Here is a 14468-nt window from a genome sequence, read left to right on the forward strand (position 1 = left end):
TTTATCCGTTGACGACAATTTTATCGGCAACAAACGTGAGGTTAGAAATTTCTGCCGGATCTATGTGCATGGTCCGAGCGAAATAATTTTCCATTTTCCTTTTGACGGAAGCAAGCGTAAATCCTCGCCGAAGACGATGTTTTACTCGAGATGATGCAATCCGCCGGTTTTTCACCGTGTCTTTCTCGGTATTGAGACGCCCGCCGCAAGTCTGAAAGAAGCCAACAAATCTCCAGAACACAAAACGCGATCTCCTTGAATCAGTGCGAAAGATCCAACCATGGTATCGAGGTCATGGCGGGTTTTATTGTCGGATTCGATAACGACCTGGACGATATTTTCGGAGCGACAGATCAACTTTATCCGTGACAGTGCAATTCCGCTTGCGATGGTCGGGCTCTTAACTGTCTTCCCGACAGCTTTGGAAGCGTTTGGAGCGTGAAGGCAGACTCGTTCACCAAAGCAGCGGGAATAACACTGATTGTTCATTAAACTTTGTTCCAAAAATGGATCGGCAACGCCTAGTCGAAGGATACAAAGCTATTTTAAGGACCATTTACAGTTCGGAGGAATTCTATCAGCGCGCACTGGACTGCCTATCACGCGTAAGAAACGATGCGGCAGCATTGCAGCGAGTCAGCGTCATCGGCGTTCTCAGATCCTTCATCAAAATCGTGTTGAGGCTCGGCGTACGGGACCGGGAACGACTAAGATTCTGGAAGTATTTATTCAGCGTCATTAGGCATTACCGCGGAGTCTCGGCAACGGGGTCGCCCTCGCTGCAATGGGATATCACTTTAGAAAGGTGACTGAGATACATTGTTGCAAAAGTGCCTGTAACGGGGTTTAGGGGCGAAGGGACGCAATCGGCTGGCGGAATCAGTTTCGCCGACTGATCGGTTTCGGCAAATTCGGAGAAAGAGATCGATTAGGCCATCGCGTGGCCAGAATGTCAGTGATCTCTTGTTCGGTAGTGTCGGGATTTACGAAACAAAATCGCGATACAGTTTCAGGACCTTCCGGGTTTCTCCATTTAGTGGGAGCGACCAGCTGAATCCTGACTTGTGATTCTTGTAGGTCCACGCGGTAGTCTTCCGCTGCCATCCTTTCGACATTACAGAACGCAGGACAGGCTAGGTTCACGAACCAGCTCTGTATGTTCGGCTTCAGTGATCAATCGCCCTGCGATTCGAGCTAGTTCGATCCTGCGTTCGATGGCTTTTCGTACCGATCCGTGCCGTGGTGGCGCCAATGAGAACCACAACGGGAGGCCTCGAACGCGTCGTGTTAGTTGTATCTGATAGTCCGACGGATTGAATCCCTGTGCACCTTCATCGCTGAAAATATCGGTAGGAACCTTCCTGGGCGTGGGCCTTTTTGCGAGTTCCGGATCGCGGTAGATGATCGCACCGCAATCGTATGGGGAAAATAGCCACTTGTGGGGATCGATCGTGACACTGTCCGAGTGTTCGATACCATTAAATAGATGCCGCACTGAACGAGCCGCCAATGCTCCGCCACCGTAGGCGGCATCAACGTGAAACCAGATCTCCTCTGATCTACATATCGTAGCGATACCCGCGAGATCGTCAATTATTCCCGCGTTGGTCGTACCGGCCGTTGCTATCACAGCGAACACACGGGCACGGTCCTCCGCGGACATCCGAGCAAGGTCTCAGCCAAATGAGAGCCTCTTCGAGGCGACTTTCGTTTCGATCAGAAGGACATCGGCGTCGATGACCTTCGCCATCGCCTGATCGACGAATGTGCCCCGTTCGGGGGCGATCACGATGCCGGGTGTTTTAGAATTGCGTTCGTCGCGGTCGCCAATATTCGCGGGCGGTGACCATTGCTGAAAGATTTGCCTCAGTGCCTCCGCTTGTAAAAACACCGAAAGCGCCAGCGGGCATTCCGGTCAGTGACACCAGCCACGCCATCGCCTGGTTCTCAGCAAAGATGCAGCCGGCTCCTCCAGCCAGAAAAGCTCCGCGAACACTGGTCGCCGAGGTCACTAGATCCGAACATCACCGCCGCCCTGGTCGGAGATGCGGGAAACGAAGGCAAGATGCCGGGATGATCGATCGGACACTTGCTTTGACCAAAACGTCCTAAAAAGGGCAAATGCCTTCTCGCCGCCGATGCCCTTAGGTGTGACCGTTTCGCCCATGAGGGCCTTTAGCTCCCTCTGCCTTCTTAGGAAGCCAAGCTTAGATCGGTGTCAAATACGACTGATCGCGTATTTAATAACGTCGAGCGACATCTCGACAAGATCTATGTCTACGTTGTGCATAAAACTGTGGGTCGAAAGCGCGCCTTATGTGACTGCTATGGTATCAGATGCTGGCAAAGTGTCCGATCACGACCGACAATACGACGGCCGTGCCGTAGATGATCCTCCCAGACGCCGATCTGCATCGCTTTCATTCTTGTTCGCCCCGGTGAAAGTCCCGCGATAGCCCGATAGCCAGTACCGACATAGCCAGGATCGTTCAGAAACGGACTGAGTCCAGAATAGGCCAGGCTGCGGTCAGAATAAGAGCGCGACATGGGCGAGCGTCGGGACCACACGAGAATGCCGCTTGCCTTTCGAGCCGCAATCGCTCACGAACATACAGAATAGAGGCAATTGACCTTGATGCAAAGATCGCCCAAAGTGCGATAGCATTCGCGAGCGACATACTGCTGACAGGCCGATCGCTGCGATCGAGCTGACATAACGACAGCTCCGGTCAGTTCAGGTATCAGCTTTCGGCTTTGCCCCGATGCATCAATATATATTTGAAAAAGAGCTAGCGGCAAGACCCAAGTAAAAGGAAGGAGCGGTCGAAAGCCTACGGTTAACAGCGTACCGGCGAGGCCTACGGAGAATATCGCACCGTAGCAAAGCAAAAATCGAAAGGCCAGGCTCGCACGCTCCCTGTTTCGCATTCCAAAGCGGTCGGCGAGCAGGACCTTTAGCGGTTGCCGTGTGAGAAACGCACCGATAGTAAGACAGGCGATCCAGGGAGCTCCGGTTGAATACGCGATCGCCAGACCGGCAATTTGGGGTTCGAGCAAAATGCCCCATCCACCGTGTTCGACCGGAAGAAGCGACTTGCCGCACTCGAACAACTCTAACTGGTGCTGTTATCGGTGCGGCAGTCGACATGCTTTGGTTCATTCCGAGCGAAAGTGAGGCTCGAGCCTTTTGTTCGAGTTCGATAGCACGTGGAAAGAGCAGATTGTTCTCCAAGGTGAATATGCTGGTGCAAGTCGCGCTCAAACTCCCCGAGCCGATGATACAGGGCGGTGAAACTCGGGCACGCCTCCGCCGGCAGCGTGTAGTCATTCGTAACTCGACGCATATTGACAAGGATTTCGCCGACTTCTTCATGCTCGATGTTCATCATATTCACCGGATGCTGAACAGTTCCGAAGGGCGGAAACGCAACGTTAAGATGATTTGAGTAACTATGCTCTAGTTTTTGAATATAAGGGAACAGAACCATTTCTTCTTTCATCATGTGCGGTTCCAGATCATCACACAATGCTTGGAAGAGATCTTTCAACTCAAGTAGATATGTATAATGATCACCATGACGGCTCGCGACCTTAGCCATCAGCGGGGTCAAATGGCTCATTTCGTCGCGTGTATAGACGTGATGTTTATCCAAAATATGATCAACGAGATCGCTCAAGTCCATTTTGGAGAACGATTCTTGATCACTATTTGTTGATCCACCCAGGACGCCATCGATCTTCTCTTTGACTATTTCCGGACTCGCCCCGACGTTTCGACAGGCGTCATCGAACGGCGTGTCTCCATGACAACAATAGTCGATCTTGAATTCCTCAAAGACGCGCGTTGTCAACGGCATTTCAAGTGCTATTTCGCGGACCGTTTTACCTTGAACACTGATCATTAATTAATCCTCCAAATGTATACTCCAGCATAATTGTCGCCGATGTTTACAGGGGGAAATATGATCTCGGTCATGTTCTCAAACTTATGACAGCTCTCCGAATGACGTTTGCTTCCTCATTTATCCTTAAACTTGATTAGTAAGATTGATACTTTTGGCGATGCCTTGATTTCGTGAATCACATCCGGCTCAATCGTAACAAGAACCCCCTTCTTGCAGTTCTACTTCTTCTTTTTCTTGGCCGACAATGAGTTTGCCTTCGCCCGCGATACATTGAATCGTAATCGGTTCGGCGGCGCTATGTGCTTCTAACACGGCCTTGTTGCGCAGCGTGATTTGGACGATTTTTCGGCGTTCACCATCAAAAAGAGGCGTAACCTCTTTATCTTTGCCGTCACCGATTTTAGTTTGTAAATTCAACTTTTGCATAATTCTTTCCTGACTATTGACATTAAAACCGATGACCGTAAAAATCATCAGAACAACCCCTAAAACTACAGATAAAAATAAAATTTTCTTCATTTTGACAAACCTCCACCTTGCCTCCGAAACTTTATTAAGATTCAGACAGTAAAAAATACTCGATTAGCCGATCAGATTATTTCCCTCTGGTTGAAATCCGAAACCGCGCGTAAAGCGGGCAAAAGCTAATCAAGCTCGCTAGCAACAACACAATTCGGACAATCGCCGGGCCTTTATGGTCGGACCGGGAAAATGCTGTTGTAACCCCAAATCGTCGTATCATTGGGCTTAGCATGCGGCGTCGCCTTTGGGGTGGGGATAGCGGTCAGACTGGTCTTCGTCGTTGTGGGCATTTAGACAAACAAAGTCCTTTTCGATCAATATTCTTATTTCAGTATGTTCGTCCGCTAGATAGGTTCCGGCAAGGCTAACCTCGTCGGAACTGGCCCAGGTATTGGCATCGGAGGCAGGTACGCGAACCACGATTATCCCGTCCGCAAAAGAGGCCGAAAAATTACTGTCGGGCGTCTTTTCGAGCACGTAGCCAAAGTCGTTTTTTCCTAGCCCAAACCGCACATTGTCCCCTATGGCTCCTGTTTGATCAAAAGTTTTCACTTCGGAGCGGCCCAACCGAAAACGAAGAGTGTTTTCTCTAATTCGAAGTTTCATGATCCAATTCTCAACACAAGTCTTGCACTAAGGAACTTAGCAGGACACGGCTCAACCAAATATGATCCAGATCACCTTTTTACAAGGCCTAACGGACAAGAGTACGAAGGTGATCAGTCGTTTCGACGAATATTCTTCCGCCAACTATTTTCAGATATCCCTTTTCCGCGAGCTTTCGGATGGTCCGGATCGTGGTCTCAAGCGAAAGCCCTGCCATCTCAGCTATATCTTGCCGTCGATGGGTAATCTTCTTGACTTCGCCGCCATTCATTTCCCCCGTAAGCCGCAAAATAACGGTCGCAACACGCTGCTCGGCCGATGGCGTGGCCAAAATCTGAACGGTATCGGCCCGGTCACGGAGAATGCCGCACATGCGGTTAATCACCAGGGACGAAAATTCGGACGATGATCCCATTAAGGCGAGAAAGTCGCCCCTCGGGACCATCAGAAGCTAGCTGTTCTCGATCGCGACGGCTGTAGCGGGAAACCGCTTTCCGTCCATCGCCGGCGGGATGGCAAATATCTCGCCAGCCTGAAACGTGCCAATGATGATCTCCTTACCCGCCTCAGGATAGCGAACCATTTTGATCTTTCCAGAAAGTATGATCGGCAAGAATGTGGCCCGATCACCCTCAAAAAAAATGTGCTTACCGCTACCGAACGATCTTTTGCTGCCAATAGCAAAAAGGTCCTCCGTTAATTCGACACTAAAATGGTCTGATATTTGACTCATAGACATATGAAGCCCCCAGCGATTCCCAAAACTTAATATTTCACATTTCATGAGCCAAATCATAAATCGAACGACCGAATTTGATATTTAATAAAGGAGCATGAGAGGACTCAATGAGATTTTTTCGTCACTTTTACTAACGAATTGACTGTGATCTATCCCGTTTACGAAGGCCTTCTACTCATTTTTACGTACCGCTATCGATCCGGATCTTCTTTGACCGCGAGTTTTCACGCTGCCATCGCATAAATACGCGCCTGGTATTTTCGCCTGTAACGTTTCGAATATATGATAACTATCTAGCCCAAGGAATTGCTCCATTTTTGTAGCACCATATTCTTTTAGGTTGGCACTCATTTTGCAAACGACAATGGTTGCCATTTAATGAAAAACGAATGCCCATCGATATCACCAAGCCAGCAAATTTGATTAATTACCGCGACCCGACCTTGATCGGGCTCGGCGCATCAATGGCTCTGACGGCACTTGTTATTATCGGTTCGCGTAATCTTGAACATTTCGATTCGGCCTTATTTGGGTATTTGATCGCGAGTATCGTCGCGTTCGGCGCAATCTTTTTCCGATATGCACTTTGGCTGCAGCGTCCGGCGACGCGGGCATATTTTTCGCGTGGGCTAAAGCTGTTTTTCCAGCGAAAGAAATTTGCCCGCAATACGATAGACGCGACAAAAACGGTTGGCATAAATATGCTCGCGCAAAAGTTCATCTTTAAACGGGCAAAAGCGAGATGGCTGATGCATTTTCTGATCATGTGGGGTTGTATCCTGTCCGCAGCCATCACATTCCCGCTTGTTTGGGGCTGGATACATTTCAAACTTGAGAACGAGACGGCGTACAGGGCCTATCTATTCGGCTTTCCCGTGCAGTCGATGGACGTCCACAGCGTAATGGCTTTTTTACGTTCAAGGCACTCAATTTCACTGCCATCATGGTTCTAGCGGGCTGTGCTATTGCGATCCATCGCCGCTTAAAAGACCGCGGAGCAATTGCGGTCCAGCAATTTCTTTTGGATTTTGTTCCGCATCTTCTGTTGATTGCGATCTGTGTCTCGGGTCTCATGCTAACGGCATCGAGCACGTATTTCGGTGGTTATATGTACTCGTTCATTGCGCTGAGCCATCAAGCGATCGTGATAATGACGCTTTTCTTCCTACCGTTTGGCAAGCTGTTTCATATCGTCCAGCGTCCGGCCTCGATCGGCGTGGAACTCTATCAGCAGCGAGCCAAAGAAATGGAGCAGGCAAAATGTCGGCGGTGCGGCGTAGAATTCGCATCCGTTATGTGGCTCGGCGATCTGAAGAGCGTCGTCGAAAAAGTTGGTTTTGACTACACAATGGAAAATGGCGAAACATTGCAGGATTATTGTCCGCGTTGCAAACGTGGGTAATGCGAGGCCTGGCATACTCCGTCCTTATGGATCGCCCCGATAAGGTGTTTCACGGCTCACGTGCCGACAGCGAATAATAAACAATGTCAAAAGTTGAGAATCTCGCAAGTATCATTGACCGTTTCGGCCCCTCATTTGCACGATGAGCCAATAGGCGGTTGGAGCGCCGAACGAAAAATTGACAAGATGGTGCCCACCCACTGTCCATATTGCGGAATGCAATGCGGCATGAATCTACTGGTCGAAAAGAATCACGTTGTCGGCGTAGAACCGCGTTACGATTTTCCGGTTAACGAAGGCCGGCTGTGTCCAAGGAGTGACCGCGTATCTGCAGACACACCATCCCGACCGGCTTGAATACCCGCTGATAAAGCGAAACGGCAATTTTGAGCGGGCAAGCTGGGACGAGGCGCTCGACCTGATCGTTTCGAAGTTTAAGGGACTACAGGAAAAATACGGCAAGGATTCGATCGCTGTTTATTCGGGCTCGTCACTGACGACCGAAAAGACATATCTCGTTGGTAAATTTGCCCGCCTTGGAGTGCAGACCAGGTACCTTGACTACAACGGACGACTTTGCATGGCATCCGCCGCAGGCGGCAACAACAAGGCGTTCGGCATCGACCGGGCGGCAAACCCGTGGAGCGATATTCCCCACGCGGAAGTTCTGATAATTGCCGGAGCAAATTGTGCCGAGACGTTCCCCATCCTCAATGGATTTCTCTGGAAACAGCGTGACAACGGTGGTGTGTGGATAGTCATCGATCCGCGTGAGACCCCAACAGCTCGTCAGGGCGATCTGCATTTACAACTCAAGCCCGGTACAGACGTCGCGGTCGCCAACGGCATCTTGAATGTCCTGATCACCGAAAACCTGATCGATCAGGCATTTATCGATAGCCGAACCAACGATTGGGAAGCGGCTAAAACGGCTGCATTAAATTATCCACCCGATGTCGCTTCGGAAATCTCCGGCGTCCCAGCGGAAAAGATCATTCAGGCCGCTCGCCTCTACGGTCGTGCAAAAACCGGCATGATAATGCACGCCCGCGGCATCGAGCACCATTCGAACGGAACCGAGAACGTACTGAGTTATATCAATATCGCACTTGCGACCGGGAAGATCGGCTCGGAAGGCCGCGGTTACGGCACGATCACCGGCCAGGGCAACGGGCAGGGCGGCCGTGAGCATGGACAAAAGGCCGACCAACTTCCAGGCTATCGGTCGATGCTCAATCCTGAACATCGGAAATACATAGCCGAAGTTTGGGGCATTGACGAATCAGAATTGCCTGAAGCGGGCGTATCTGCGGTCGAGCTTTTTAACAAAATGCGCGAGGGCGAGATCAAAGGGCTACTGTCGATATGCAGCAACATGATGGTCTCGCTTCCGGACACCAACAAGGTCCGCGAATCGCTAGAGGGGCTCGAATTTAACGTCTGCATCGATTTCTTTTTGTCCGAAAGTGCCCGTTATGCCGACGTTGTCCTTCCCGGAACAACATGGTCCGAAGACGAAGGGACGACTACCAGCGGCGAGGGCCGAGTGATAAAGATCAATCAGGCGATAGATCCGCCCGGTGAAGCTCGCCATGATTGGCGAACACTACAGGAGATCGCGTCCGGATGGGCCGCGGTAAGTACTTTCAATTTGAGTCGCCAGGCAATATTTGACGAACTACGCGTCGCCTCCAAAGGTGGTAAGGCTGACTATTTCGGCATCACTTACGAAAAGATCGACAAACAGGACGGCGTCTTCTGGCCGTGCCCGACCGAGGAAAGCAAGGGGACGCCACGCCTTTTCGAGGAGCGTTTTGCTCACGATGACGGTAAGGCAAAATTTCACGCGATCGAATACAAAGGTGCCGCCGAGAAACCCGATGATGAATATCCTCTGATCTTTACCAGCGGACGTATAGTTCACCAGTATTTGTCGGGTAATCAGACCCGGCGTATCGGCTTTCTTGTTCAGCAGTGTCCGGAGCCTTTCGTTGAGATGCATCCTGAAACCGCTATGAAATACAAGATCAACGACGGCGAGCGGGTGAAGGTGATCTCGCGTCGTGGTGAAGGTATTTTTCCCGCTCTTGTCGTAAAAACCATAAGGCCGGACACTATTTTTATCCCGTATCACTGGGGCGAGGAACTCGCCGCAAATCAGATCACCAACGCAGCCCTCGACCCGACCTCAAAGATACCGGAATTCAAGGCATGTGCCGCCCGTTTAGAGAAGATACATACGAGAGAATTGCCGATACTAGGCGAGGTGCGAAAGGGAACGTCACAGAACGAAGTGCAGAGAGGAAAATAGCGCATGAATGAAACCATGTTTATCGATCCGCAGCGATGCATAGGGTGTAGGTCCTGTGTAGCCGCTTGTCGCGAGTGTTCGACGCATAAGGGCTACTCGATGATCTTCGTCGATTACATCGACCGCAGCGAAACCACTGCAACCATGCCGACCATCTGCATGCACTGCGAAGAGCCGACTTGTGCTCTGGTCTGTCCGGCGGACGCGATCAAACAAAACGAGGATGGCGTTGTGATGTCGGCTCTCAAACCCCGCTGCTTGGATTGCCGCAACTGTGTAAATGCCTGCCCTTTCGGCGTACCGAAATACAACTCTGCGATGCATCTGCAGATGAAATGCGACATGTGTTACGACCGAACAAGCGAGGGTCTAATGCCAATGTGCCAGCGTTTGCCCGACCGGAGCATTATCCTTCGGCACCTATGAGCAGATCGTTCCGCTGCGAAGGACCAAGCCGGTCAATGCTCACGTTTTTGGCAATCAGAGTGTCAAGACAAAGGTCTATATGATGCTGCCGACGGACGCCGACGAGGTCAGCATCGACGGGTGCGGCGTTTTCGAGGGACAGATAGCCCTCGATGGCGCTCCTGTGAGGGAAGAATCGTGGATAGACACTCAAGTGGAGGAATCCGATAAAAGCAATGAATTCTAAAGCATTCGATCAAGAATCAATCAAGAAGATACTAGCCGCAGATAATGAAATATCGGATGAAAGCAACGTCCGCACGGCGACCGCCCCGTTTCAGGCCGAGTTCCCTTACGAACGCGACAGCGAAGCTCAGGTTACAAGGCGGGAGTTCTGCAACTTTCTCTTTTTGACATCGAGTGCATTATTCCTCGGTGCGGCCGGATTTGCGGGGAAAGCTGCCTATGATGCCCGATCGCCAAAGACCTTCCCCCCGGCGAAGATCGACGGTGCAATGAACATCGAACCTGGATCAGCCCTGAATTTCTCGTATCCAGCCAAGGAAGATACTGCGATCCTGATCCGTGGCACCGATGGCACCTACGCTGCCTTTGGGCAGAAATGCACGCATCTGTCTTGCCCGGTCTACTATTCACAAGCAAACGACCGCCTCGAATGCCCGTGTCACAATGGCGGTTTCAGCTCCAAGACCGGCGAAGTATTATATGGCCCGCCGCCGCGTCCTCTCGACAGAATCGAGCTTGAGACGATCAACGGCGAGATCTTTGCAGTGAAAAGAGAGGTGCGTGGCAATGAAGGATAACTCCAAGCCGCAAAGGCCACAGAGCCGCGGACTTGCCGCCGTTTGGCAGGCCCGTCTCGCGATGCTTGTTATGATCAATGTGGCTCAGCTCTGGATCCTCTCGGCGGCGGTTGAGGCTGCTCTTGCACATGCTTACTCGCAACTGACGCCGCTCGTCATTGCCTCTGGGATATGCTGGCTGATCGCACTTAGCATAATCGTTTGGTGGAAACCCTCTCCGCCTCGATGAGTCTGACCCGGTTTTTCATTAAGCTCGTTGATTCCCCTCGGTTCGTGGCCACAGGTATAAGACTTGAGGGGACGTTGTTTAAGACGTATGGATACCAAGACATTTCAGCCTGGCTCCGCTCGGGCACTTTTTTTCGACAACTGCCTTTGCCGTTACATTTGCCGTCTGGGGGTTGATCGCCGCATTAGCCCCAACATTCACTGAGCTTTACGGACTGTCTGGTAAAGAAAAGAGCCTGTTGATCGCTATACCTGTCCTGCTAGGCTCGATCGGCCGTCTTTTTGCGGGAATGCTGGCGGATAAATATGGCGGTCGACGTGTCTTTGCGGCTCTTCTCATATTTTCAGCGGTTCCCGCGATAGCGATTGGCTTTTCGCAAAGTTATACCCAGTTGCTGATCCTCGGCTTATTTCTCGGGCTCGCCGGAACATCCTTTCCCGTCGGCGTCGGCTTCACCTCAAAATGGTTCAGCCGTGAAAAGCAAGGAACCGCCCTTGGGGTTTACGGCATGGGCAACATTGGCCAGTCAATTGCCGTTTTTTTTGCACCTGTCCTCGCGATCTACTTGGGTGACTGGCGTTATGTTTTCTTCATCTTTGCGGCCGTCACATTTAGCTGGGGACTAATGTTCTATTTTTCTGCTCAGGACGCTGCTGTAACGGCCGCTCCAAAAACACTGAAGCAGAATCTCAGCGTTCTGCGAACCTCCGGCTACGCCTGGATACTGTCATTATTCTATTTCCTTACATTCGGCGGTTTCGTCGCTCTCGCCCTTTATCTGCCCACCTTCCTGAAGGAAATATTTAGCTTAACCCCGACCGACGCCGGGGCCCGCACCGCGGGATTCGTCCTTGTAGCAACCGTCCTGCGACCAGTTGGCGGGATCTTGGCCGACAAGATCGGAGGCGGCAAGGTTCTACTCGGTGTTTTCGCGGCGATCGCTGTACTTGCACTTCTGTTGAGCTCCGTTTCTATCGTTCCTTTCACGATCGGGCGCTTGGTTGCGCCGCTGCACTTGGCCTGGGTAACGGAGCCGTATTTAAGCTCGTTCCTCAGTATTTCCCGAACGAAACCGCCACAGTCACTGGACTTGTCGGGGCGTTTGGCGGGCTGGGAGGTTTTTTTTTCCACCACTGGAACTCGGCTTTGTTAAGGACGCCACCGGATCTTATACGCTCGGGTTTGTGTTTCTTTCTTTATTTTCCGTGATTTGTCTTGTGGTCAATTATTTTTCATTTATCAAGCCAACAATGAGGAGTTACGAGAGAACCGGAGAATCTTCTTAGAACGCAATGAGTTTGATCGATGGATTTGTTTTGGCAGGCGGCCAAAGCCGACGCATGGGGCAAGATAAAGCGGCACTGTTGCTCGGAGGCAGGACGCTCATAGATCGGGCAGCCGGTGCCATGTTTTCGATCGCAAACACAGTCTATTTGGTCGGCAATTCAAATGACGCAATCACTTCGCTTCCGATAATTCAAGATCATCCCGTTATGGGAGACGCCCGCGGTGCAATCGTGGGATTTTATACAGCGCTTGTGAGCGCTAAAACCGAGTGGATAGCCGTACTCGCGTGCGACCTGCCATTTGTCACTGGCGAATTGATGACTCGGATGGTAGACATTTTGCGGCATTGCCTAGACTCGGAAATGAATCATATTGATGCCATCTTCGCCGAACAGCCAGATGGACGCAATCAGCCGCTTTGTGGGCTGTACCGGCGGGACTCGTGCCTTCCCAAGGTCGAAACAATGTTGTCCGATCGTGAATGGCGAATACAACGATTGCGTGAACGACTCCAGGTACGGGTAATTGGGTTTTCCGAGATCAAAGATATTCAAGGCTCCGAATTCTTGTTCTTAAACTTGAACACACCCGAGGAATATCGAGCAGCAGTCGAAATTGAAAAGATGCGACTCCGACCGGCTTTTCTAAACCCGAGATAATTCGACCGCGATGCCCGGCTATGGAAAGATCAGTTATTAGTCCGACTCTCGCCCGAAGTAAATGAACCGTTCTGATTTGCGAAGTAATGCAAAATTACTGCACCTCACCGTTGTCGATTTCGTCAAGCCGCTTGACAGCCTCCAACAAGAGTTTGTCATCAGTTTGAGCGTAGACCGTTGTGATGCTCATGTCAGAGTGCGCAAACAGATTCTGGACTATAAGCGGGTTCGTATTTCGCCGGATTAGCTCGCTGGCGAAATAGCTGCGAAGATCGTGGAAGTGATAGTTCTCTTCTCTCGTTCCGCCTTTCTTGTTTATCCCAGCGTTACGGAGTGCCGTTTGCCATCGTTTACGGAAATCTTTTACGGGGAACGGCAACTGTTTTTCATCGATCATCGCTTTCAAAACCTTTGTCGCGGTCGCGTTGAGCGGAACTAGGCGTGGAGGTCTTCCCTTCGAACCGATCACAAAAACATGTTCGTTTTCAAAATCGATAACATCTTCCGTGATCGCGACAAGTTGTCCGCGACGTAATGGAAGATTCACTGCGAGGACTATCAGTCGATAAAGTAGCGTATCCTTCTCCAACTCCGTCCAAAGGGCCTCCTTTTGTTTCGGATTTAGCAGCCGTCTTCGAGGGGGCGGTTCCGGTAGAGCCTTCACGTATTTCATCGGGTTCCGCTCCAGAATTCCCTCTTCACACGCTAAGCTGAAGATCTTCGACAACGTGGACATGATCCGGTTGATCGACGCCGATGAGAGTGCACTTTCTTTCTTCCGTTTGTTTTGCCGAGTCTGAAGTTTGGTCCGGCAGTTCCGACAATCCTGAGGGCTGATGCTGGATATGGTCTGTTTCGTAAAGTATCCGAGAAGAAGTCTTATATAAAGTTCCTTTGCCCCTTGATTGACATTGTTCTGCTGCACGTACGGCCGGTACTTCTGGTCGATGAACGCTGCCAACGTGGTCGTGGTGTCCGTAACATTGTAACTATGATCGAACGAAGCCTTAATGATCTGCCTCTCAGCCAACTCAGCTTCTTGTTTTGTCTTCGCTTCGGGAATACTCTGATGAATGACCTTCCCTTTCAGCCGTTTGTAGATCCACCATCGAGCTTTCGAGTAGTCGGGATGTGAGGATGAGACTCGCTTACCGTTGTATCTTTTGTAAACAGACATATTCTTCGTTAGTAGATTTGCTCTGGTCCGTAGTCGAGGATGTGACAAACCGGTTGCCTCTCGCGTAGCCTTTCGCAAGTTCTATTCCGCTGACTGTTAGCCGCTTATTTGCTGGGAATCGGGTGAAAAGGTGAAATTTGGAACGCCAAAGCAACAGTTGGTTCTCCTCGCACCGTGGTTGGTGCGTCTGCTCACCAAAACGGCTCTAATTTGAGGTGCAGAAAGTTGGTTGCAAAATGGAGCGCTTTTTCTGACGGGTGGTAGGCCGTAAATGCGGTAATCAAGAGGCTTAGCAACCCGCCCTCTCGTCGCTGTTGGAAAACCACGAAAAAAGGGGCTTTCGGATGTCTTCGAAAGCCCCATGTTTATTGGTCGGGACGGCGAGATTTTAACTAGCGACCT

14 protein-coding genes and 4 pseudogenes are annotated in these 14468 nt (G+C 50.8%); 10 read left to right on the top strand and 8 right to left on the bottom strand.

Features of this window, described 5'->3' with window-relative positions:
- Nucleotides 1–280 precede the first annotated feature (280 nt).
- Nucleotides 281–442 carry a hypothetical protein gene (locus IPG22_06925; GenBank protein MBK6588018.1) on the top strand — a complete coding sequence of 54 codons (162 nt, stop codon included), beginning with the start codon at nucleotides 281–283 and terminating at the stop codon, nucleotides 440–442.
- The gene (locus IPG22_06930) at nucleotides 432–809 is read left to right on the top strand and encodes a DUF4070 domain-containing protein (GenBank protein ID MBK6588019.1); all 378 of its coding nucleotides are present in this window, start codon (nucleotides 432–434) and stop codon (nucleotides 807–809) included. The genes IPG22_06925 and IPG22_06930 overlap by 11 nt, the downstream gene beginning before the upstream one ends.
- A gap of 70 nt (nucleotides 810–879) precedes the next feature.
- On the opposite strand, the pseudogene IPG22_06935 reads toward IPG22_06930, so the two are convergent.
- The 7 genes and pseudogenes from IPG22_06935 to IPG22_06965 form a co-directional block, all read right to left on the bottom strand.
- Nucleotides 880–2290, bottom strand: a pseudogene (locus tag IPG22_06935) (aspartate aminotransferase family protein).
- A 311-nt stretch (nucleotides 2291–2601) separates the two neighbouring features.
- Nucleotides 2602–3057: a YwiC-like family protein gene (locus tag IPG22_06940; protein MBK6588020.1), complete on the bottom strand. Its 456-nt coding sequence runs from the start codon at nucleotides 3055–3057 to the stop codon at nucleotides 2602–2604.
- A 56-nt stretch (nucleotides 3058–3113) separates the two neighbouring features.
- Nucleotides 3114–3902 carry an iron-sulfur cluster repair di-iron protein gene (ric, locus tag IPG22_06945; protein MBK6588021.1) on the bottom strand — a complete coding sequence of 263 codons (789 nt, stop codon included), beginning with the start codon at nucleotides 3900–3902 and terminating at the stop codon, nucleotides 3114–3116.
- Nucleotides 3903–4091: 189 nt separating this feature from the next.
- On the bottom strand, nucleotides 4092–4424 hold the full coding sequence (locus tag IPG22_06950) for a hypothetical protein (GenBank protein ID MBK6588022.1): 333 nt from the start codon (nucleotides 4422–4424) through the stop codon (nucleotides 4092–4094).
- Between the two features lie 228 nt (nucleotides 4425–4652).
- A complete protein-coding gene (locus IPG22_06955) occupies nucleotides 4653–4979 on the bottom strand; it encodes a hypothetical protein (GenBank protein MBK6588023.1) in 327 nt (108 codons plus the stop codon).
- A gap of 142 nt (nucleotides 4980–5121) precedes the next feature.
- Entirely contained in the window at nucleotides 5122–5448 is a 327-nt protein-coding gene (locus IPG22_06960) for a winged helix-turn-helix domain-containing protein (GenBank protein MBK6588024.1), read from the bottom strand.
- Nucleotides 5449–5484: 36 nt separating this feature from the next.
- Nucleotides 5485–5766 (bottom strand): cyclic nucleotide-binding domain-containing protein, encoded by a 282-nt coding sequence (locus tag IPG22_06965; GenBank protein MBK6588025.1) that lies wholly within the window; start codon nucleotides 5764–5766, stop codon nucleotides 5485–5487.
- 395 nt (nucleotides 5767–6161) lie between these two features.
- On the opposite strand from IPG22_06965, the gene IPG22_06970 reads away from it, so the two are divergent.
- The 8 genes and pseudogenes from IPG22_06970 (at nucleotide 6162) to IPG22_07005 (ending at nucleotide 12889) form a co-directional block, all read left to right on the top strand.
- Entirely contained in the window at nucleotides 6162–6725 is a 564-nt protein-coding gene (locus IPG22_06970; GenBank protein ID MBK6588026.1) for a hypothetical protein, read from the top strand.
- Nucleotides 6716–7174, top strand: coding sequence for a hypothetical protein (locus tag IPG22_06975; GenBank protein ID MBK6588027.1), 459 nt, complete (start codon nucleotides 6716–6718; stop codon nucleotides 7172–7174). The genes IPG22_06970 and IPG22_06975 overlap by 10 nt, the downstream gene beginning before the upstream one ends.
- A 186-nt stretch (nucleotides 7175–7360) precedes the next feature.
- A pseudogene (locus IPG22_06980) lies at nucleotides 7361–9485 on the top strand (molybdopterin oxidoreductase family protein).
- Between the two features lie 3 nt (nucleotides 9486–9488).
- Nucleotides 9489–10137 (top strand): annotated as a pseudogene (locus IPG22_06985) (4Fe-4S dicluster domain-containing protein).
- Nucleotides 10127–10714, top strand: coding sequence for a Rieske 2Fe-2S domain-containing protein (locus IPG22_06990; protein ID MBK6588028.1), 588 nt, complete (start codon nucleotides 10127–10129; stop codon nucleotides 10712–10714). Before IPG22_06985 ends, IPG22_06990 begins: the two are co-directional and overlap by 11 nt.
- Nucleotides 10704–10943, top strand: coding sequence for a hypothetical protein (locus tag IPG22_06995; protein ID MBK6588029.1), 240 nt, complete (start codon nucleotides 10704–10706; stop codon nucleotides 10941–10943). Before IPG22_06990 ends, IPG22_06995 begins: the two co-directional genes overlap by 11 nt.
- A gap of 109 nt (nucleotides 10944–11052) precedes the next feature.
- Nucleotides 11053–12229: pseudogene (locus IPG22_07000) on the top strand (NarK/NasA family nitrate transporter).
- Between the two features lie 6 nt (nucleotides 12230–12235).
- Nucleotides 12236–12889 (top strand): molybdenum cofactor guanylyltransferase, encoded by a 654-nt coding sequence (locus IPG22_07005; protein MBK6588030.1) that lies wholly within the window; start codon nucleotides 12236–12238, stop codon nucleotides 12887–12889.
- Nucleotides 12890–12983: 94 nt separating this feature from the next.
- Here IPG22_07005 and IPG22_07010 read toward each other — a convergent pair whose 3' ends face one another.
- Nucleotides 12984–14066, bottom strand: a complete 1083-nt coding sequence (locus tag IPG22_07010) for a site-specific integrase (GenBank protein ID MBK6588031.1) — start codon at nucleotides 14064–14066, stop codon at nucleotides 12984–12986.
- Nucleotides 14067–14468 lie beyond the last annotated feature (402 nt).

Source organism: Acidobacteriota bacterium, from assembly GCA_016703965.1.
Classification (GTDB): domain Bacteria; phylum Acidobacteriota; class Blastocatellia; order Pyrinomonadales; family Pyrinomonadaceae; genus OLB17.

Excerpts from the sequence above, each read along its gene's own strand:
- IPG22_06925 (MBK6588018.1), top strand. The coding sequence starts at position 281 with ATGGTATCGAGGTCATGGCGGGTTTTATTGTCGGATTCGATAACGACC.
- ric (MBK6588021.1), bottom strand. The coding sequence starts at position 3,902 with ATGATCAGTGTTCAAGGTAAAACGGTCCGCGAAATAGCACTTGAAATG.
- IPG22_06950 (MBK6588022.1), bottom strand. The coding sequence starts at position 4,424 with ATGAAGAAAATTTTATTTTTATCTGTAGTTTTAGGGGTTGTTCTGATG.
- IPG22_06960 (MBK6588024.1), bottom strand. The coding sequence starts at position 5,448 with ATGGGATCATCGTCCGAATTTTCGTCCCTGGTGATTAACCGCATGTGC.
- IPG22_06965 (MBK6588025.1), bottom strand. The coding sequence starts at position 5,766 with ATGAGTCAAATATCAGACCATTTTAGTGTCGAATTAACGGAGGACCTT.
- IPG22_06970 (MBK6588026.1), top strand. The coding sequence starts at position 6,162 with ATGCCCATCGATATCACCAAGCCAGCAAATTTGATTAATTACCGCGAC.
- IPG22_06975 (MBK6588027.1), top strand. The coding sequence starts at position 6,716 with ATGGTTCTAGCGGGCTGTGCTATTGCGATCCATCGCCGCTTAAAAGAC.
- IPG22_06990 (MBK6588028.1), top strand. The coding sequence starts at position 10,127 with ATGAATTCTAAAGCATTCGATCAAGAATCAATCAAGAAGATACTAGCC.
- IPG22_06995 (MBK6588029.1), top strand. The coding sequence starts at position 10,704 with ATGAAGGATAACTCCAAGCCGCAAAGGCCACAGAGCCGCGGACTTGCC.
- IPG22_07005 (MBK6588030.1), top strand. The coding sequence starts at position 12,236 with ATGAGTTTGATCGATGGATTTGTTTTGGCAGGCGGCCAAAGCCGACGC.
- IPG22_07010 (MBK6588031.1), bottom strand. The coding sequence starts at position 14,066 with ATGTCTGTTTACAAAAGATACAACGGTAAGCGAGTCTCATCCTCACAT.